At 65.3% G+C, this 18,908-nt stretch carries 15 protein-coding genes; 11 read left to right on the top strand and 4 right to left on the bottom strand.

From position 1 onward, the window contains the following. Positions 1-6: 6 nt before the first annotated feature. The 8 genes from AC3WJB_RS15005 (at position 7) to AC3WJB_RS14970 (ending at position 10,895) form a co-directional block, all read left to right on the top strand. Positions 7-1,251 (top strand): ABC transporter permease, encoded by a 1,245-nt coding sequence (locus tag AC3WJB_RS15005; RefSeq protein ID WP_492682940.1) that lies wholly within the window; start codon positions 7-9, stop codon positions 1,249-1,251. A 76-nt stretch (positions 1,252-1,327) separates the two neighbouring features. Then, positions 1,328-2,653 carry an ABC transporter permease gene (locus AC3WJB_RS15000; protein ID WP_492682938.1) on the top strand — a complete coding sequence of 442 codons (1,326 nt, stop codon included), beginning with the start codon at positions 1,328-1,330 and terminating at the stop codon, positions 2,651-2,653. Between the two features lie 13 nt (positions 2,654-2,666). Continuing rightward, positions 2,667-3,926, top strand: a complete 1,260-nt coding sequence (locus AC3WJB_RS14995) for an ABC transporter permease (RefSeq protein ID WP_492682936.1) — start codon at positions 2,667-2,669, stop codon at positions 3,924-3,926. Positions 3,927-4,007: 81 nt separating this feature from the next. Beyond that, complete coding sequence (locus AC3WJB_RS14990) at positions 4,008-5,333, top strand: ABC transporter permease (RefSeq protein WP_492682934.1); 1,326 nt, start codon at positions 4,008-4,010, stop codon at positions 5,331-5,333. A gap of 73 nt (positions 5,334-5,406) precedes the next feature. After that, positions 5,407-6,627 (top strand): ABC transporter permease, encoded by a 1,221-nt coding sequence (locus AC3WJB_RS14985; protein ID WP_492682932.1) that lies wholly within the window; start codon positions 5,407-5,409, stop codon positions 6,625-6,627. A 128-nt stretch (positions 6,628-6,755) separates the two neighbouring features. Further along, positions 6,756-8,096 carry a sigma-54-dependent transcriptional regulator gene (locus tag AC3WJB_RS14980; RefSeq protein WP_492682930.1) on the top strand — a complete coding sequence of 447 codons (1,341 nt, stop codon included), beginning with the start codon at positions 6,756-6,758 and terminating at the stop codon, positions 8,094-8,096. 49 nt (positions 8,097-8,145) lie between these two features. After that, entirely contained in the window at positions 8,146-9,528 is a 1,383-nt protein-coding gene (locus tag AC3WJB_RS14975) for a sensor histidine kinase (protein WP_492682928.1), read from the top strand. Positions 9,529-9,614: 86 nt separating this feature from the next. Further along, complete coding sequence (locus AC3WJB_RS14970; protein WP_492682926.1) at positions 9,615-10,895, top strand: threonine/serine exporter family protein; 1,281 nt, start codon at positions 9,615-9,617, stop codon at positions 10,893-10,895. Between the two features lie 82 nt (positions 10,896-10,977). Here AC3WJB_RS14970 and AC3WJB_RS14965 read toward each other — a convergent pair whose 3' ends face one another. The 3 genes from AC3WJB_RS14965 to AC3WJB_RS14955 all read right to left on the bottom strand — a co-directional run bounded on the left by AC3WJB_RS14965 (position 10,978) and on the right by AC3WJB_RS14955 (position 13,781). Next, positions 10,978-11,301: an H-NS histone family protein gene (locus AC3WJB_RS14965; RefSeq protein ID WP_492682924.1), complete on the bottom strand. Its 324-nt coding sequence runs from the start codon at positions 11,299-11,301 to the stop codon at positions 10,978-10,980. 241 nt (positions 11,302-11,542) lie between these two features. Next, on the bottom strand, positions 11,543-13,240 hold the full coding sequence (locus AC3WJB_RS14960) for a proline--tRNA ligase (RefSeq protein ID WP_492682922.1): 1,698 nt from the start codon (positions 13,238-13,240) through the stop codon (positions 11,543-11,545). Between the two features lie 91 nt (positions 13,241-13,331). After that, the gene (locus AC3WJB_RS14955) at positions 13,332-13,781 is read right to left on the bottom strand and encodes a DUF4124 domain-containing protein (protein ID WP_492682920.1); all 450 of its coding nucleotides are present in this window, start codon (positions 13,779-13,781) and stop codon (positions 13,332-13,334) included. Positions 13,782-13,888: 107 nt separating this feature from the next. On the opposite strand from AC3WJB_RS14955, the gene AC3WJB_RS14950 reads away from it, so the two are divergent. Genes AC3WJB_RS14950 through rimI form a run of 3 tightly spaced genes read left to right on the top strand, consistent with a single transcriptional unit; the run spans position 13,889 to position 15,675 of the window. Continuing rightward, positions 13,889-14,659 carry a CDP-alcohol phosphatidyltransferase family protein gene (locus AC3WJB_RS14950; protein ID WP_492682918.1) on the top strand — a complete coding sequence of 257 codons (771 nt, stop codon included), beginning with the start codon at positions 13,889-13,891 and terminating at the stop codon, positions 14,657-14,659. Further along, positions 14,656-15,153, top strand: a complete 498-nt coding sequence (locus AC3WJB_RS14945) for a hypothetical protein (protein ID WP_492682916.1) — start codon at positions 14,656-14,658, stop codon at positions 15,151-15,153. Before AC3WJB_RS14950 ends, AC3WJB_RS14945 begins: the two co-directional genes overlap by 4 nt. A gap of 6 nt (positions 15,154-15,159) precedes the next feature. After that, positions 15,160-15,675, top strand: a complete 516-nt coding sequence (rimI, locus tag AC3WJB_RS14940) for a ribosomal protein S18-alanine N-acetyltransferase (protein ID WP_492682914.1) — start codon at positions 15,160-15,162, stop codon at positions 15,673-15,675. A gap of 51 nt (positions 15,676-15,726) precedes the next feature. On the opposite strand, the gene AC3WJB_RS14935 is transcribed toward rimI, so the two are convergent. Next, complete coding sequence (locus tag AC3WJB_RS14935) at positions 15,727-18,546, bottom strand: valine--tRNA ligase (protein WP_492682912.1); 2,820 nt, start codon at positions 18,544-18,546, stop codon at positions 15,727-15,729. Positions 18,547-18,908: the final 362 nt, after the last annotated feature.

Genomic DNA, 18,908 nt, shown 5'->3' with positions numbered 1-18,908 from the left:
GCGACCATGAGCCTCCATCCCACGCTTTCCGCATTGCGCCGGCACAAGGCCGGGGTATTGCTGATCGTGCTGCAGATGGCCTTGACCTTGGCCATCGTATGCAACGCCGTGTTCGTGATCAGCCAGCGCGTCGAGCGCGTGAACCGTCCCACCGGCGCGGTCGAGGAGGGCCTGATCCGGATTTCACAAAGCTGGTTCGGCGCGCCCACCGGCACGGATGCCGCGTCGGTGGAAAAGCTCGATGCCCTGCAACGCGCGGATCTGGCCGCGTTGAGGAACCTGCCCGATGTGCAGGACGTCGCCGCAGCGACCAGCATGCCGCTGCAAGGCATGATCTACAGCGGTTCCCTCAGCCTGAACCCCGCGCAGACCGGGGTGACGGTGAACGCCGCCTACTATTACGGCGACGAACGCCTGCGCCCGGTACTGGGTCTGCGCTTGATCGCCGGACGCGATTTCACGGCCGGCGAGATCCTGCATCACCCGCTCAGCAGTGATGTCGTGGCGCCGGTGGTCATCGTCAGCAAACCCGTCGCGGACCAGCTGTTCCCTACTGGCGATGCACTGGGCAAGACCATCTATCAGGACGGCAAGCCGGCGACCATCGTCGGTATCGTCGAGCGGCTGCAGACGCCGACCACGGCCAAGTGGGGCAGCACCTGGGAGTACAACTCGGTGCTGGAGCCGGTGCGCCTGGACGGTGCTTCCGCCAGCTACGCGGTACGCGCGAGGCCGGGCCGCGAGCAGGCGGCCATGCGTGAGGCGCGCAAGGCGTTGCTGGCGGTCGATCCGTTGCGGGTGATGCCGGAGAGCTGGGGTATCCAGTCGCTGTCGGAGATCCGCGGCAAGGCTTACCGCGCCGGTCGCGGCATGGCGCTGGTGATGGCCACGGTCTGCCTGATCCTGCTGCTGGTGACCGCCGCCGGGATCACCGGACTCACCAGTTTCTGGGTCGAGCAACGGCGCAAGCAGATCGGCGTGCGGCGTGCGCTCGGCGCCAGGCGGATCGACATCCTGCGCCATTTCCAGGGCGAAAACCTGTGTATTGCCGCTGTCGGTGCGGGGCTGGGCGTGCTGCTCGCCGCCGGGCTCAATCTCTGGCTGATGACGCACTACGAGATGCAGCGCCTGCCCTGGGCCTGGGCAGTCGCCGGCATCGTGGCCCTGCTGGCCATCGGCCAGGCGTCGGTATGGGTGCCCGCGCGCCGTGCATCCAGGGTGCCGCCGGTGGTGGCGACGCGAAGTGTGTGATGCGTGAACCCTCTCTCCCGGCTTTGCCGGAGAAGAGGCGGAAGGTGGAGAGGAAGTTCAAACAAGGGAGCGGATCATGTTCGGCTACTACCTCGATCTCGCGCTGCGCAGCCTGAAGCGCAACAAGGCGCTCACTGCGCTGATGATCTTGACCATCGGTTTTGGCGTCGCCGCGTCGATGACGACGTGGTCGGTGTTCCGCGCGGTATCGGGTGATCCGATACCGCAGAAGTCCGCGCAGTTGTTCGTGCCGCAGATCGACAACTGGGGACCGACGGGCCACGAGCCGGGCAGCAACAGTACCGAGCCGCCCAGCGCCATGAGCTACACCGATGCGATGGCGCTGATGCGCGCGCATCGCGCCAAGTACCAGGCGGCGATGTACCAGATTGCCGATTCGGTCGCCCCGAAGAACACCAGCCAGTCTCTGACGCTGGTTTCTGGCGAAGCCGTGGGCAGCGAGTTCTTCCCGATGCTGGATGTGCCGTTCGCGTATGGCAGCGGCTGGAGCGACACAGATGACGCGAACCGCGCCCAGGTCGCGGTGATCAGCAGCCAACTCAACGCAATCTTGTTCGGCGGCGGCGACAGCGTCGGCAAGACGCTCACCTTCGGCCAGCACGACTACCGCGTAGTCGGCGTTACCGACGACTGGCATCCGCGGCCGGTGTTCTATGACGTGGTGAATACAGGCGGTTTCACCCCATTGGCCGCCGACATCTTCCTGCCGTTCGACACCGCCATCGCCAACGACGCCAACATCAACGGCAGTACCAATTGCAACAAGCCGCCGGCGGAGTCGGGCTTCAAGGGCCTGCAGAAATCCGAGTGCGTGTGGATTTCCTTCATGGTGCAACTGGATGACGCGGCGGCAGTCCGCGACTATCGCCAGTTCCTGGTCAACTACTCGCTGGAGCAACAGCGTGCGGGCCGTTTCAACTGGCCGCCCGAGGTGCGCCTGCGCGGGCTGATGGCGTGGCTGGCCGAGCGGCACGTGGTGCCGTCGGATACGAAGGTTTCGCTGTACGTCGCGGTAGGCCTGCTGCTGGTGTGCCTGGTCAACGTGATGGGCCTGCTGCTGGCCAAGTTCATGCGCCGCAGCGGCGAGATCGGCGTGCGTCGCGCGTTGGGTGCTTCGCGCGGCGAGATCTACCGCCAGTTCCTGGTCGAGGCCGGCATGGTCGGGCTGGCGGGCGGCGTGCTGGGGCTGGCGCTGACCTGGCTGGGCATTGCCGGTGTCGGCTGGGTGATGCCGCCGGAGATTGCCGTGCTGGCGCACATGGACGTGTCCTTGCTGGCCACCACGCTGGTCGTCGCGATCGTGGCGACGATGCTGGCCGGCCTGTATCCCACCTTGCGCGCGGCGGCGGTGCAGCCGGCGTGGCAATTGAAAAGTAATTAGGAGGACACGTCCGATGAAATTGCCACCGATCATCGCCGCATTGCGGAAACACAAGTCCGGCGTCGTGCTGATCGTGCTGCAGATCGCGCTGACCCTGGCGATCGTGTGCAACGCGGTGTTCATCATCGGCCAGCGCGTCGCCACCGTGCAGCGGCCGACCGGCATGGACGAGCAGAACCTGTTCGTGATCCAGCAGCAGATCGTCAACGCGCCGACCGGCAACGATGCGGCGTCGCTGGAGCGGCGCTACGCGATGATCCGCAGCGACCTCATGACCCTGCGCGGCCTGCCCGATGTGGATTCGGCGGCCCCGGTCCGATCGCTGCCGTTGCTGCAATCCTCGAACAATGGCGGGGTCGGATTGCAGCCGAACCAGAACCACGGCACAGCCACAAGCACGTTCTACGGCGGCGATGAGCAGCTGCTGAAGACCTTGGGCGTGCACCTGGTCGCGGGCCGTAATTTCACCGCCAGCGAAATCACCCACGGCGACCACGGTGGCGACTACGAGCCGCCGGTGGCCATCGTCACCAAAGCGCTGGCGGACAAGCTGTTTCCCGCGGGCGATGCGCTGGGCAAGGCCGTGTACTTCAACGGTGGCGCCACCCCGACGACCATCATCGGCATCGTCGCGCGCCTGCAGACGCCCAACGTCGGCTGGGGGAGCGACTACAACTGGAACTCGACGCTGGTGCCGACGTTCCCCAACGACACCTATACGCGTACCGCGGTGCGCGCCAAGCCGGGCCAGCTTGATGCGGCCATGCGCGATGCCCGCCGGGCTCTGGTTGCGGCCAACCCGCAGCGGGTCATCCGCAACGGGTTCGCTGGCTTCATCGGCATCTATCCCTACTCCGACATCCGCGCGCGTGCCTATCGCGCCGACATCGGCATGGCAATCCTGATGGGCGTGATCTGCGTGGTCCTGCTGTGCGTCACCGGTGCCGGCATCGTCGGACTCACCAGCTTCTGGGTCGGCCAGCGGCGCAAGCAGATCGGCATCCGCCGTGCGCTGGGGGCGACACGTACCGACATCCTGCGCTACTTCCAGGCCGAGAACCTGTTGCTTGCCGGAGTGGGCGTGGTGCTTGGTGCGATTTTGGCGGTGGGCCTGAACCTGTGGCTGATGCAGCAGTTTGCGATGGACCGGATGTCGCTGCTGTACGTGCTGGCCGGCGTGGTCGCGCTGCTGGCGCTGGGGCAGGGCGCGGTGTTCGCGCCGGCGCTGCGCGCCTCGAAGGTGTCGCCGGTGGCGGCGACCAGGAGCGTGTGATGTACAGCGGCGCGAAGAATGTTCTTGAACCCTTTTCCCCGATGCAGGGGGAAAGGGTGGTTGCACTGACGGAGTGAAATCATGCTTGCGTACTACCTCGACCTGGCCTTCCGCAGCCTGAAGCGCAACAAGGTGCTCACCGCGCTGATGGTGCTGGCGATCGCCGTTGGCATCGGCGCCTCGATGACCACGCTGACGGTGATGCACCTGTTGTCCGGCGATCCGCTGCCGGGCAAAAGCGCGCAGCTCTTTTTCCCACAGGTGGATCCCACCCCTGCCGATTGGAACAACCCGAGGCATCCGCTCGCCATGATGGACGATCGCTCCGCGGTGGATCTGTGGAGCGCGCATCGGGCGGATCGCCAGGCACTCATCGTGCAAAGCCCGGTAAAGGTCAGCGCGCCTGGCGCGGACCGGGCGCCGTTGATGTTGTCGATGCAATCCACCACCTCGGACTTCTTCCCGATGTTCGGCGCGCCGTTCGAATACGGCGGCGCCTGGACGCCAGCGGACGAGACCGGTCGGTTGCGGGTGGCGGTGATCTCCAGCGACCTCAACAACAAGCTGTTCGACGGCAACAACAGCGTGGGCAGGAATCTGCGTATCCGCGACAGCGACGTGCGCATCGTGGGCGTGCTGAAGCCCTGGCGGCCGCATCCGATCTTCTACGATCCGGTGGGCAGCATTACCGGAAACATGGCCTCCACGGGTTTTTACGGCCAGCCGGAAGACGTGTTCATGCCATTCTTTGCCGGCCTCGAAGTCAATGACGGCAATTTTTTCCAGTACACCTGCTGGGGCGGCGGCGCGTCGACGCCGGGACATCTGCGGGAATCGCCGTGCCTGTGGGTCGCGCTGTGGGTGCAGCTGGACAGCGCGGCCAAGGTGGCCGGCTATCGCGCGTTCCTCGACAACTACGCCGAACAGCAGAAGACGCTCGGGCGTTTCGCCAACACCGATACCCGCATGCTGGATTTGATGCAGTGGCTGGATCATCAGCAGGTGATTCCAAAGAACGTGAAACTGCAGGCCTGGTTGGCATTCGCGTTTCTCGCCATCTGCCTGTTCAACACGGTGGGCCTGCTGCTCGCGAAGTTTCTGCGCCGCGCCGGCGAGATCGGCTTACGCCGTGCGCTGGGGGCGTCGCGCCGGTCGGTATTCGCGCAATGCCTGACCGAAGCGGGCCTGATCGGCTTCGTCGGTGGCGTGGGGGGCTGGCTGCTGACGCTGGTCGGCCTGTGCCTGGTGCGCCGGCAGCAGGCGCCATATGCCGACCTGGTGTACATGGACGTGTCGATGTTCGTGGTCACCTTCGCGCTGGCCGTCGCGGTGAGCCTGCTGGCCGGTGCGCTGCCCGCGCTGCGCGCCAGCCGCATCGCGCCGGCGCTGCAACTCAAGACCCTGTAGTGCGCTGCCCCTGCGCGTGAAAGCGGCCATCCGTAGCCGCACCACTCACAAGAGCTTATCCAGGACACCTGTCATGCAAATCCAACCTATCCTTGCGGCACTGAAGAAACACAAGCTGGCGACCTTCCTCATCGCTATGGAAATTGCGCTGGCCTGCGCGGTATTGGTGAATGCCGTATTCCTGATTGCCGGCCGGCTGTCGGCCATGCAGATCGACAGCGGCGTGGACGAGGCCGCGCTGGGCACCATTGTGGTCACGGGTTTCGAACCCAGCCAGGCAGCCGATCTGAATGCGCGGATGGTCACGGGCCTGCAAGCGGTTCCCGGAGTGGAATCGGTGCACGTGATTTCATCGGTACCCTTCGGCCCGCAGGCGGGCGTTTTCGGCACCACGCTGGACTCGGCCGGCAAGCAGGCCGGCGCGGTGATCGAAGGCTACCAAGGCGGCCCGGGTACGCCCGAAGCCTTGGGCTTGCGGCTCGTGGCCGGGCAGATGCCCTCCGCAGACGATTACCAGCCGATACCGGAGCAGGGCTATTTTCCGTCATCTTCCCGCGTGCTGATCACGCGGGCGCTCGCGGAAAAATTGTGGCCAGGCCAAGACCCGCTGGGCAAGGTGCTGTGGAGCACGCCATACCAGTTCCGCGTGACCGGCGTGGTCGCGAACCTGTCGGTGTCGCAGTACACCGAAAATGGCGAGCGCGGCGCCGGATGGTGCATGTTCGTGCCGACGCAACCCGGCGGGCTGCTTGCCGGCACCTACCTGATCCGGGCCCAGCCGCAGGTCCTGGAACGCGTGATGACCGAGGCGCGCGCCGCGATCCGGAAGATCGCGCCCAACGTGGTGCTCAACCATGACGACAGCCACACGATTTCGTTCCTGCGGGACCGCTTCTTCGCCACCGACCGGTCGATGGCGGGCCTGCTGATCGGTGTCATCGTTGCCCTGCTCGGCGTCACCGCCTTCGGCATCGTGGGGCTCGCGAGTTTCTGGGTGGCGCAGCGGCGCAAGCAGATCGGCATCCGCCGCGCGCTGGGTGCATCGCGCGTGGACATCCTGCGTTACTTCCAGACCGAGAATTTCCTGATCGTCACGTTCGGGATCGTCGTGGGCATCGTGCTGGCGGTCGGGATCAACCTCGCGTTGATGAAATGGTTCGAAGTGTCGCGCCTGTCGTCATGGTACCTGCCGGTCGGGGCACTGGCGTTGTGGTTGCTGGGGCAACTGGCGGTGCTCGCCCCTGCCTTGCGCGCTGCGGCGGTGCCCCCGGTCGTCGCCACGCGCGGCGTGTGAAAACCGGGGTCAGAGTGCATTTTCGGCGGAGGTGACCTGAACCACCGATACCGGCGTCGAAAGTGCACTCTCGCCCCGGTTTTGTCACCATGACCATCTGTCGCCATCCGTCCACCAGGTAAGCAGACATGCGTACGGTGCTGATCATCGATGACAACCCGGCCGTCGGCGAAGCCCTGTCGCTGGCGCTGTCGCTGAACGAGATCTCGGCGCGCACGGCGGCAAGCCCGGAAGAAGGGCTTGCCCTCCTGGCGCGCGAACACGTCGACGTGGTGATCCAGGACATGAACTTCACCGCCGATACCACTTCGGGCAAGGAGGGTGAGGCCTTGTTCCGCGCCATTCGCGAGCAACACCCGGACCTCCCGGTGATACTGCTCACCGCGTGGACCCACCTGGAAACCGCGGTGGAGCTGGTGAAGGCCGGCGCAGCGGATTACCTGGCCAAGCCCTGGGACGACAACAAGCTGCTGACCGTGGTGGAAAACCTGCTTGAGCTGGGGGAATCCACGCGCGCGGCGACGCACGCACGTCGCGAGCAGCGCCGCCGGCGCGAGGCGCTGCGGGAGAAATACGACCTCGACGGCCTGGTATTTGCTTCCAACGGCATGGCGCGCACCCTGGAGCTGGCCTGTCAGGTCGCGCGTTCGGACGTCCCGGTGCTGATCACCGGCCCGAATGGCAGCGGCAAGGAGCGCATCGCGGCGATCGTGCACGCCAATTCGGCGGTGAAAGACGGGCCATTCGTCGCGGTCAACTGCGGTGCCTTGCCGGGCGAGCTGATCGAGGCGGAGTTGTTTGGCGCCGACGCTGGCGCCTACACCGGGGCCAACAAGGCACGCGAGGGACGGTTCGAGCTGGCTAACGGCGGCACGCTGTTTCTCGACGAGATCGGCAATTTGCCGCTGGCTGGGCAGATGAAGCTGCTGCGCGTGCTGGAAACCGGCGAGTACGAGCGCCTCGGCTCCGGACGCACGCGCCGCGCCAAGGTCCGGGTGTTGTCGGCGACGAATGCCGACCTCAAGGCGATGATCAAGGCCGGCACGTTCCGCGAGGACTTGTACTACCGCTTGAACGTCATCGAGGTGAATCTGCCCCCGCTGGCCGAGCGCGGCGACGACATCCTGCCGTTGGCCGAGCATTTCCTTGCCGGGCGCGCCGAACTGGGCGATGCCGCGCGCGAGGCGCTGCTCGACTATCCCTGGCCGGGGAACGTGCGGGAGCTGAAGAATGCGATCGAGCGCGCGGCGCTGCTGGCCGGTGGCGGGACGGTGGTGCCGGAGCTGTTCAATCTCGCGTTGGACCATGCGGCCGTGCCACGCAGCCTGGACGAGCCGAGTCGCGAGGCGGTGGAGGCCGCGTTGCGTGGGGCCGATGGCGTGGTCAGCCGCGCGGCGCAGGATCTCGGCTTGTCACGCCAGGCGCTGTATCGACGCATGCAGCGCTACGGACTGGATGCATCGACTTGAGCGGGCGCGGCGTGCAGACCGGGCTGCGGGAAGGAGTGGGGATACTCCAATGAGATTGGCCGTGATCTCCCTGCAAACCCGTCTGGCCCTGCTGTTGGCGGCGGCGGCACTGGTGGGCGCCATGGTCTATACCGGCGTGACCCGTTGGCCGCTGCCACAGCTTTTGGCTGCGGTGCGCGCGGGCGTGGGCGTGGACCGCCAGCCGGCCATACCGATCGGCATTTATGCCGGCTTGCTGGTCAGCGCCTTGATCGTCCTGGTCCTGTCCTGGTGGTTTGCGCACGTCGCCATGGCGCCGGTGGTGCGATTGTTGCGGGCGCTGGAAGGCTCGGTGGCCAGCTATCGCGATGGCGATTTCAGCCTGTCGATCGCGATTGACCGCCGCGACGAGCTGGGCCGGCTGATCCGCATGCACAACGAGCTGGGCCAGACCTTGCGTGAGCAGCGCCAGAACCTGGTGCAGCGCGAACTCCTGCTGGACACCGTGGTGCAGAACACGCCGGTGGCCCTGGTGCTCACCGATGCGGTCGGCCGTGTCGCCTACGCCAATATTGCCGCACGGCACCTGTTCAACGATGGCCGAAGCCTCCTCGGCCTCGACTTCATGCAGGTGTTGTCCGGTGCGCCGGAAGGCTTGCGCGATGCGGTGGCGGCCGGTGGCGATGCCCTGTTCAGCGTAGAAATGGACGGCAGCGAAGAGCGCTTCTACCTGTCCCAGCGGGCCTTTCGCCTGCAGGGCCGGCCGCATCGCCTGCAGTCGTTCCGGCGCATGACGCGCGAGCTGTCACGCCAGGAGGTGGCCACCTGGAAACGGGTGATACGCGTCATCAGCCACGAATTGAACAACTCCCTGGCGCCGATTTCCTCACTATCGCATTCTGGTGCGGAGCTGGCGCGGCGCGGCGACGTGGCGCGCCTGCCGGGCGTGTTTTCCACCATTGGCGAGCGGGCCCAGCACCTGCACGATTTCATTGCCGGCTATGCGCGCTTTGCCAAGCTGCCGGCGCCGCAAGTGGCCGCCGTCGACTGGGGGCAGTTCGTGAACGCGCTGGTCCTGCAATGTTCGTTTCGCCAGCTTGGGCCGTTGCCGGTGCACCCAGGGTACTTCGATGCCGTGCAGATCGAGCAGGTGATCATCAACTTGGTCAAGAACGCGCACGAGGCGGGAGGGCCAGCCGAGGAAGTCACGCTGGCGATCGTCGAGCACGGCCGAGAGTGGCACATCGAGGTATGCGATCGCGGCAGCGGCATGACCGACGTGGTGCTCAAGCAGGCCTTGTTGCCGTTTTATTCGACCAAGCGTTCGGGCACGGGGCTGGGGCTGGCCTTGGCGCGCGAGATCAGCGAGGCGCACGGTGGGCGCGTGCTGCTCGCCAATCGCGAAGGCGGCGGCTTGCGGGTCAGCCTGTGCCTGCCCAAATTCGCCGGCTGAGACGATGGCTCACCTATACTGGCAACTCCAGCGATTTTGCGGATACGCACGATGCGTTGCGTCCTGGTGTCGGTGAGCCACGCGGCATGAGCACGGGATTTCCCAAGCCGCCGGGGCCGCTGACCGCGACGGACGCCCAGACGCGCATCAGCTTCCTGCTCGAACTTGCCCGACGCCTGCATCAGTACGGCACGAGTTCGCCGCGCCTGGAGATGGCGGTGGCGGGTGCTGCGCAGGCCCTTGGCCTGGTGGCCGACGTGTGGTCCAGCCCGACCGCGCTCATCGTTTCCTTTGCCGATGCCGCCCATGGCGATGAAGGGCTGGCACAAAGCACGCAGGTGATGCGCATGCCGGTGGGGGAGGTGAACCTGGCGCGCCTGTGCGAGGCCGACACCATTGCTGACCGGGTCATTGCCGGCGAGCTCGATCTGCGCGAGGGCTTTCGCCGTCTGCGGGCACTGTCGCGTCCCGAATCCTGGCGCTCGCATGCGGCCATGGTCCTCAGCTACGGGCTGTCGGCCGCCAGTATCGCGGCGTTGTTCCTGCACAGCGCGTGGGCGGACCTGGTGGTGGCCGGAGCGATCGGCCTCATCATTGGCTGGATCACTGTATTGTCCGCGACCCGGCCACGCCTGGCGGTGGCCAGCGACCTGATCAGCGCGATGGTGGCGACGACAGTGGCGACGGTGATCAGTGCATTCGTGGTGCCGCTGGCGATCAAGTCGGTGGTGTTGTCCGGCCTGATCATCCTGATCCCGGGCATGTCGCTCACCACTGCAGTGCGCGAGATTTCAAGCCAGCACCTGGTGTCCGGCATGGCCCGCCTGGGCGGGGCCATGGCGACCCTGCTCAAGTTGACGTTTGGCACCGTGGCGGCAGCGCAGGTCTGTGTGGCGGTTGGCATCCATGCGCGTGATTATGCCCTGCCGCCATTGCCGGCATGGACTGATTTTCCGGCCTTGCTGGTGGGTGCGGTGGCGTTTGCCATGCTGTTCCGTACCGCTGCCCGCGATTATCCGGTGGTGATTGTCGCGGTGGCGCTGGGATATGTCGCCACGCGCTGGGGCGGGCTTATTTCCGGATCCCTTCCGGCGGCTCCGTTTGGCGTCTTCATCGCCGCCTTGCTGGTCGGGGCCATGGCCAATCTGTATGCGCGGTTTGCCCATCGGCCTGGGGCCGTGATCCGCGAACCTGGCATTCTGCTGCTGGTACCGGGCAGTGTAGGTTTTCGCAGCATGTCATTCCTCATGGAACACGACACGCCGCTCGGCCTCGACACCGCGCTGCTGCTGTTCACTCTGCTGGTGTCCATTGTCGCCGGCTTGATGTTTGGCGATCTGCTGGTTTCCGCCCGCCGCTCGCTGTAGGGCAATGGGAAAAGTCCGCGGTCCGCGCATGAAAAACGCCGGCACGGGGCCGGCGTTTCCGTTTGCGTAAATGGCGTCGCGCTCAGATCGCCAAGTCTTTTTCTTTCTTGCCCGCCTTCAATGCAGCGCTGAACCAGTGCGGGCGCTTGCCGCGGCCGGACCAGGTCTGCGTCGGATCGGCCGGGTTGCGATATTTCGGCGGTACCGGGACGCCGGCACGCTTGCTCTTGCCGCGCGCATGCCCGAATACGTCTTCAAAGGTATAACCCTCGGCTTTCAGCAATGCGTGCACCTTCTCACGCAATTTTGTGACGCGTTCCTTGCGCAGCTCCACCTGACGGACCTGCGCCTTGCTGATCAGTTCGTTGAGCTGCGCGTTGTTGAGGCTTTTGATGTCAACTGCCATGTGCCACTCCCGGCTGGATATGTGATTTGCGGATTTGCATTGGACAATCGCCGCCTGCGTTGGCTTTCGCATACCCGCAGGGTCACTACGTACAGATTTTCGCCCATTCGTGGAATGGTTGTAAAGGGCCAGCACGGTGCCGGGGCAATGCTGATAATGATCCGGGTATCTCCTGCGGAAAGTATGAATCAAATGTGAAAGCAAATGAAACGCCCGTTTACATGCATTAGTGCCGACTGACTCAGCCGAGGAGGGCAAATAACTGTTCCTCACTGAGAGTCTGGCTGGTCTCTGCTTCGCGGGCGCGATATTCCAGCGTGCCCGCCGCGACGCCACGCTCGCTGACCACGATCCGATGTGGGATGCCGATAAGCTCCATGTCCGCGAACATGGCACCTGGGCGCAAGCCGCGATCGTCCAGCAATACCTCGATGCCGCGTGCCTGCAATGCTTCATATAAGGCCTCGGCAGTGGCGCTGACCTCGTTGGCCTGGCGCGAATTGATGACACAGATGACGACGCGCCATGGAGCCATTGCGGTCGGCCAGATGATGCCCTTGGCATCGTGGCACTGCTCGATCGCCGCGGCGACGATGCGGCTGATGCCGATGCCATAGCAGCCCATGCTCATGACACGGTTGTTGCCGGCATCGTCCAGCACCGTGGCATGCATGGCCTGCGCGTACTTGGTGCCGAGCTGGAAGATGTGCCCGACCTCGATCCCCCTGGCGACATGCAGTCGGCCGTGGCCATCGGGGGACGCGTCGCCCTCGACCACGTCGCGCAGGTCGGCAACCCGGGTGATGCGGGCGTCGCGGTCCCAGTTCGCGCCGGTGAAATGCTGCCCGGCGACATTGGCGCCGCAGACGAAGTCAGCGAGCACGGCGGCGTCGCGATCGACGATGACGGAGACCTCTGCCGGCAGCCGCACCGGGCCGATGAAGCCGACGGTCGCGCCGGCGATCGCGTGTACTTCCTCTTCGCTGGCGAACGCGACTTCACCGCCCAGTTCGGGGAGTGCGGCGGCCTTGATTTCGTTGAGCGTGTGGTCGCCACGCAGGCACAGTGCCACTAGGCCAGCGGGCCCGCGGAGCAGCAGGGTCTTCACGCATTGGCTCGCCACCACCCCAAGCAGGGCGGCGACTTCGTCGATGGTGCGCTGGGTCGGCGTAGCCACCAGCTCGAGCGCTGCATTTGGCAGCGGACGGGCCTGGACTGGCGGCAAGGCTTCGGCTTTTTCCAGGTTGGCGGCGTAATCGGAGCCATCGGAAAAGGCGATGGCATCCTCCCCGGAATCGGCCAGCACCTGGAATTCGTGGCTGGCGTTGCCGCCAATGGCGCCGGTGTCGGCCTGCACGGCGCGAAAGGTCAGGCCGAGGCGGCTGAAAATGCGTGAATAGGCCTCGTACATCACCGCATAGGTTGCGGCCAATGACTCGGTACCGAGGTGGAACGAGTACGCATCCTTCATCAGGAACTCGCGCGCACGCATTACACCAAAACGCGGCCGGATTTCGTCCCGGAACTTGGTCTGGATCTGGTAGAAGGTGATTGGCAGTTGCTTGTAGCTCTTGAGTTCGTTGCGCGCGAAATCGGTGATGACTTCCTCGTGCGTGGGGCCGAAACAAAAGTCCTGCTGCTTGCGGTCCTTGAGCTTGAGCAACTGGTCGCCGAATTTGTCCCAGCGGCCGCTCTCCTCCCACAATTCGCGCGGCTGGATTGCCGGCATGAGCATTTCGATGGCGCCGGCCCGGTTCATTTCCTCGCGCACCACGTTTTCCACCTTGTGCAGCACGCGCAATCCCAATGGCGACCAGATGTACATGCCGGCGGCGAGCCGGCGGATCATGCCTGCGCGCAACATCAACTGGTGGCTGACGATTTCCGCGTCGGCAGGCACCTCCTTGACGGTTGCCAGGTGGAATTGGCTCAGGCGCATGACTCGACTTCCGGCAGGGAGAAAGCGCCCATTGTAATGGCAGCCGGCGGCGCGGCAGGGTGGCGTCCTGCGATGGGCGGTGCGGATGCCGCTATTGGGAGTTCTGGCAATACCGCTGGTATTGCGTTTCCGTCGAGCTCAACTGTGCCTGGCGCTGGTTATTTGGCAGCACCACGTCCACGCCATCCTTGTTCACCACCAGCGGCGCACTCCCGCGGAGTTGGGCCAGGTTTGCGGTCAGCGTCGCGCACATTCGGGCGCGGTTGTCCGGGGTGTCGGCCGTGGGCGCTGGCGGTACCGTCGTCGCCGTCGTCGTGCCGGCCTCGGCGTCCGCTGCCGTCGTCGCCGTGGCTGCCGCGGGGGATGTGCCGGCTGGCGTCGTGCTCGTGCCGGCCAAGGATATTTGCTTGTAGTGGACGCCTGCTTCGGGCGGGCTTTCCGAGTAATGCACCGTGCCGCCGGCGTCAGTCCAGCTGTAGATCTGGGCAAACGCCAGGGGTGCCAACATCAGCAAAACGATGGCAAGAGGCAAACGCTGCATGGGTGGCTCCGGCAATTGCGGGCAGGTGGCACTCTTGTTAGCACCAGTGGGCACCGGACTCAAGACCCGATGGTCTACACTTTGCGCACTAGATCACGGATAAGCCCATGGGCGTTTCAGTACCGGTCAACCCGCCTCGGCACAAGGGCATCTACCTGCTGCCGAACCTGTTCACCACGGGGGCAATGTTTGCCGGTTTTTTTGCGATCATCGCCGGCATTGACGCGCGTTTCACCGAGGCTGCCGTGGCCGTGTTCGCCGCTGCCTTGCTTGATGGCCTGGATGGACGCGTGGCGCGGCTGACCGGCACGCAGACTGATTTTGGCGTGCAATACGACTCGTTGTCGGATCTGGTGAGTTTTGGTTTGGCGCCGGCCCTGGTGATGTATACGTGGTCACTTTCGGCACTGGTCCATTACGGCGAACCCTGGGGCAAGGTGGCGTATGCGGCCGCCTTCATCTACGCCGCTTGCGCCGCATTGCGCCTGGCGCGCTTCAACACCCAGGTGGGCGTTGCCGACAAGCGCTATTTCCAGGGCTTGGCCAGTCCGGCCGCGGCTATCGTGTGCATGTCTTTCGTGTGGAGCGCGGAAAAGACCGGGTATACCGGGGCGGAGCTGTGTTTTGTCACGCCGTGGATTGCGGTGATCGTGGGCTTGCTCATGGTCAGCCGCTTTCGCTATTTCAGCTTCAAGGCGCCGCCGGGTGGCGAACGCGTGCCCTTTGTGTGGATGGTCGTCGCCGTGCTGCTGTTGGCGCTGCTGGTGCTGGATACGGCGCGGGTGCTGCTGGTCGGCTTCACCGTGTACCTGCTTTCCGGACCGGTATGGACCATTTGGAGCCTGGTGGCGCATCGCCGCGCGCGGCGCGCCAAATGAACGTGCGCAGCTGCACCCCGGTGGATGCGGGCCATCGGGCACGGGTGTTGCGCGCGCTGGGGCTCGTGCCATGGACCAGGCGGACGCGGCCGCAGCTGGAGCGGGCGGATGGGGTGACCGGGATGCAGGGATTGCAGTCGGCGCCGGCCCCCGGCGTGGCCTGTGTGATCGTGCTGGCTGAGCATTGCAGCCCAGCCGCGCTGGATCTGCTGGGGCGGGTGATGCGAACGGGAGGGCCATTGTTGGCGCGTGCCGGGCGCATCCAGGCCCATGCGGGCAAGCTGGACCGGGTGCCGGCTGCGGCGACCTATCTCGTGTTTGGTGCGGCGCAGGCCGAAATATTGCGGCAAAGCCTGCCCGCGGCGCTTGCGGCTTCCGCATCCCTGGTGGTGGTGGACGAGCTGGCCGCCGTGCTTGCCGAGGGGCGCGCCAAGCAACGTTTATGGGTGGCATTGCGCGGCTTGCGCGCCAGGCTGGCTGCGCCAGGCGCCTGACAACCCGTGGCCAGCGTACCCAAGCCGCAGCCCAGGATACGTGCCATGTGCCCGGGCGACGTGGCGGCGGTCAGTGCCATGGAAACCGCGTCCTATGAGTTCCCGTGGACGGCGGGTATTTTTTCCGACTGCCTCAAGGCAGGGTATTCCTGCTGGGTGCTGACTGTGGACGAGATGACCGCAGGCTACGGCATCCTGTCCATTGGGGCCGGCGAGGCGCACGTGTTGAATCTTTGCGTGGATCCCTCGCGGCGCAGTCAGGGGCTGGGCTGGTACCTGCTCGCGCGGTTGCTGGATGTCGCGCGCTGGCATCACGTGCAGCGCATCTTCCTGGAAGTCCGGCCGTCCAATCTGCACGCCATCGCGCTTTACCACGCTGCCGGTTTCGCCGAGATTGGCCGGCGTTCGGGCTATTACCCCGCACGCGGCGGTCGCGAGGACGCGATCGTGATGGCGCGCGACATGGGGTCCGAGATGGGGTCCGAGATGGGGTCAGGTAGATTTCTCGATCCCCTTTGCTGAATTTCCCAGCGGCTACCGGTCGAAAAATGTACCTGACCCCGTTTCCACAGTTCAGAGTCTTTCCGCCTGCGTGCGCAGGCCGTTCAGCGTGACGTTCCAGTCGGCGATGCGTTGGTGCTCCTGGGCGACCACCTCGGCCGGCGCGTGGGCGAGGAAGTTGGCATTGCCGAGCTTGCCTTCGCACTTCCTGATCTCGCCTTCGACACGGGCGATTTCCCTGGCCAGGCGGGCCCTTTCTGCATCGAGATCAATGAGGCCGGCGAGCGGCAGCAGGATGCGCAGGCTCCCGACCACCGCGGCCGCTGAGGCGGGTTCGGTGGCACCGCGGTCGATCCACCGGGGTGCTTCGGTGTGCGCCAGGAAGCTGATCTGCGGTGCGAACTTCCCGACCCGCGCCCGGTCGTCGGCGTCGCCATCGGCGAGCAGCAGGGGAATGGTCTTGGCCGGGGAAATATTCATTTCCGAACGAATCCGGCGGATGCCGGAGAGCGCGCTCTTGAGCCACTCGATCTCCGCCGTGGCCTTCTCGTCCGCCGTATAGTCCGCTGCCACCGGATACGTGGATTCGATGACCAGCCCTTGCCCCTTTTTCAACTCACACCAGATTTCCTCGGTGATGAACGGGATGATCGGATGCAGCGCACGGAGCACGGCCTCCAGCACCGCCAGCAAGGTATGCCGGGTCGAGGCAGCGGCCGCGACATCGTTTCCGTTCAGCGCTGGCTTGGACAGTTCCACGAACCAGTCGCAGTATTCATTCCAGACGAACTCGTAGAGTGTCTGGGCGAGGTGGTCGAAGCGGTAGCTGGCAAAGTGTTGCCCGGTTTCGACCAAGGTCTGCCGCAGGCGGGTGAGGATCCAGCGCTCGGCCTCGGTGGCCGGTACGCCGCCAGCCAAGGGCTCAGGGACGGCTTCGTCCCCCACGTTCAGCATCACGAAACGCGCCGCGTTCCACAACTTGTTGCAGAACGCCTTGTAGCCTTCGGCGCGCTTCAAGTCGAAGTTGATGGTGCGGCTGTAACTGGCCAGCGCGGCGAAGGTGAAGCGCAGTGCGTCGGTGCCGATGGGCTTGATGCCTTCGGGAAATTCCTTGCGGATGCGCCTTTCCACCTTGTCGCGCACCTGCGGCAGCAGCAGCGAGCGGGTGGACTTCACCACCAGCGCCTCCAGCTCGATGCCGTCGATCAGGTCCATGGGATCGAGCGTATTGCCCTTGGACTTGGACATCTTTTGGCCTTCCGCATCGCGCACGATGGCGTTGATGTAGACCTCGCGGAACGGTATGCGGCCGGTGAAGTAGCGCGTGGTCATGATCATGCGCGCGACCCAGAAGAAGATGATGTCGAAGGCGGTGACCAGCACCGCGCTGGGCAGGAAAACCTGGTCCTGCACCCAGTTAGCCACGATCTCGCCACGTTCATTCCTCTCCGGGCCGTCGGCCGGCCAGCCCAGGGTGGAGAACGGCCACAGCGCGGAGGAGAACCAGGTGTCGAGCACGTCATCATCCTGGCGCAGCATGCCGACCGGCGCGGTACCGGCGTGCGCGCGCGCGTCGGCTTCATCCTCGCCGACGAAGATGTTGCCGCCCTCGTCGTACCACGCCGGGATGCGGTGCCCCCACCAGAGCTGGCGGCTGATGCACCAGTCCTGGATGTTCTCCAGCCACTGGGTATAGGTGTGTGCCCAGTTCTCCGGCACAAACTTGATGTCGCCGCTGCGTACGGCCTCGAGCGCCGGTTCGGTGATCGCCTTGCGACCGCCTGGACGGCCATCTGTCTGGACATCCGTGGTCAGGTCGACAAACCACTGGTCGGTCAGCATCGGCTCGATCACCGCATCCGAGCGCTGGCTGACCGGCACCTGCAGCTTGTGCGCCTTGGTTTCCACCAGCAGGCCGGCGGCGTCGAGGTCGGCCAGCACCTGCCTGCGCGCCTCGTAGCGGTCGAGCCCGCGATACTTCTCCGGTGCGTTGTCGTTGACGGTCGCGGCCAGGGTGAAGATGGTGATCATGGGCAACTGGTGGCGCTGGCCGATCGCGTAGTCGTTGAAGTCGTGCGCCGGCGTGATCTTCACGCAGCCAGTACCGAAATCGCGGTCCACGTAGTCATCGGTGATCACCGGGATCTCGCGTCCGGTCAGCGGCAGCCTCAGCGTCTTGCCTACCAGGTGTGCGTAGCGTTCGTCCTGCGGGTGGACGGCCACGGCCACGTCGCCAAGCATGGTCTCCGGCCGTGTCGTCGCCACCACCACGCTGTCCGTGCCGTCGACGGTCGGGTAACGGATTGACCACATGTGGCCGTCGCGCTCGACGTTGTTCACCTCCAGGTCGGAGATGGCAGTGCCCAGCGCCGGGTCCCAGTTCACCAGGCGGTTGCCGCGGTAGATCAGCCCGGCGCGATACCAGTCGATGAACACCTTGCGCACGGCGGCGGAGAGTCCGGCGTCCATGGTGAAGCGCTCACGCGACCAGTCCGCCGTGGCACCGAGCCGGCGCATCTGCCGGGTGATGGTCGAGCCGGATTCCTCCTTCCAGTGCCAGACGCGTTCGATGAAGGCCTCGCGACCAATGTCCTGCCGGCTCGTGCGTTCGGCGGCGAGCTGATTCTCCACGATCTTCTGCGTGGCGATGCCGGCGTGGTCGGTGCCCACTTGCCACAAGGTGTTGCGGCCGCGCATGCGCTGGTAGCGCACCAGCATGTCCATTATCGTCTGTTGGAACGCGTGTCCAATGTGCAGCGTGCCGGTCACGTTTGGTGGCGGCAGCAGGATACAGTAGGGCTCGCCCTGGCCCGACGGCTGGAATGCCCCGCTGGCCTCCCAGCGTGCATACCACTTGGCCTCGATCGCGGCGGGCTCGAAACTTTTTTCCATGGGGCAGGGCTCGGTGGCGCGCGCAGGGCGCGCACTCGGTGGGTGGCAAAAGCGTAATTGTACGGTCACCGCAGGGCACTGCCAAAACACGTGCCGAAATCGGCGCGGTCCCGATCGGGCCGCACCTGGCCGTGCGCGGCTCCCGCGAAGCGTCGGCATTTTGCCGCGTATCATCGGAGGCGTGGTGCTTCAGCTTGCCTCACCTCGACTCGCCGCGCCGGCGCAATCGTCGACGCAGGTCCTCGACTGGAAACTGCCATGTCCACAGCGTTCCCATACCGCATGCCGTCGATCAGTTGCATGGACCCAGCTCGCTGTGGCGGGCGACGCCCAGACCCGGGCGGATCGCTCCGCTTGCCAGT

Source organism: Rhodanobacter sp. FW510-R10, assembly GCF_058781105.1.
Note: the sequence above shows the minus strand (reverse complement) of the source record. Positions and strands in the feature narration are given on the sequence as shown.

Bases quoted from the DNA above. Each gene is read 5' to 3' on its own strand.
- AC3WJB_RS15005 (WP_492682940.1), top strand. From the start codon at position 7: ATGAGCCTCCATCCCACGCTTTCCGCATTGCGCCGGCACAAGGCCGGG.
- AC3WJB_RS15000 (WP_492682938.1), top strand. From the start codon at position 1,328: ATGTTCGGCTACTACCTCGATCTCGCGCTGCGCAGCCTGAAGCGCAAC.
- AC3WJB_RS14995 (WP_492682936.1), top strand. From the start codon at position 2,667: ATGAAATTGCCACCGATCATCGCCGCATTGCGGAAACACAAGTCCGGC.
- AC3WJB_RS14990 (WP_492682934.1), top strand. From the start codon at position 4,008: ATGCTTGCGTACTACCTCGACCTGGCCTTCCGCAGCCTGAAGCGCAAC.
- AC3WJB_RS14985 (WP_492682932.1), top strand. From the start codon at position 5,407: ATGCAAATCCAACCTATCCTTGCGGCACTGAAGAAACACAAGCTGGCG.
- AC3WJB_RS14980 (WP_492682930.1), top strand. From the start codon at position 6,756: ATGCGTACGGTGCTGATCATCGATGACAACCCGGCCGTCGGCGAAGCC.
- AC3WJB_RS14975 (WP_492682928.1), top strand. From the start codon at position 8,146: ATGAGATTGGCCGTGATCTCCCTGCAAACCCGTCTGGCCCTGCTGTTG.
- AC3WJB_RS14970 (WP_492682926.1), top strand. From the start codon at position 9,615: ATGAGCACGGGATTTCCCAAGCCGCCGGGGCCGCTGACCGCGACGGAC.
- AC3WJB_RS14965 (WP_492682924.1), bottom strand. From the start codon at position 11,301: ATGGCAGTTGACATCAAAAGCCTCAACAACGCGCAGCTCAACGAACTG.
- AC3WJB_RS14960 (WP_492682922.1), bottom strand. From the start codon at position 13,240: ATGCGCCTGAGCCAATTCCACCTGGCAACCGTCAAGGAGGTGCCTGCC.
- AC3WJB_RS14955 (WP_492682920.1), bottom strand. From the start codon at position 13,781: ATGCAGCGTTTGCCTCTTGCCATCGTTTTGCTGATGTTGGCACCCCTG.
- AC3WJB_RS14950 (WP_492682918.1), top strand. From the start codon at position 13,889: ATGGGCGTTTCAGTACCGGTCAACCCGCCTCGGCACAAGGGCATCTAC.
- AC3WJB_RS14945 (WP_492682916.1), top strand. From the start codon at position 14,656: ATGAACGTGCGCAGCTGCACCCCGGTGGATGCGGGCCATCGGGCACGG.
- AC3WJB_RS14935 (WP_492682912.1), bottom strand. From the start codon at position 18,546: ATGGAAAAAAGTTTCGAGCCCGCCGCGATCGAGGCCAAGTGGTATGCA.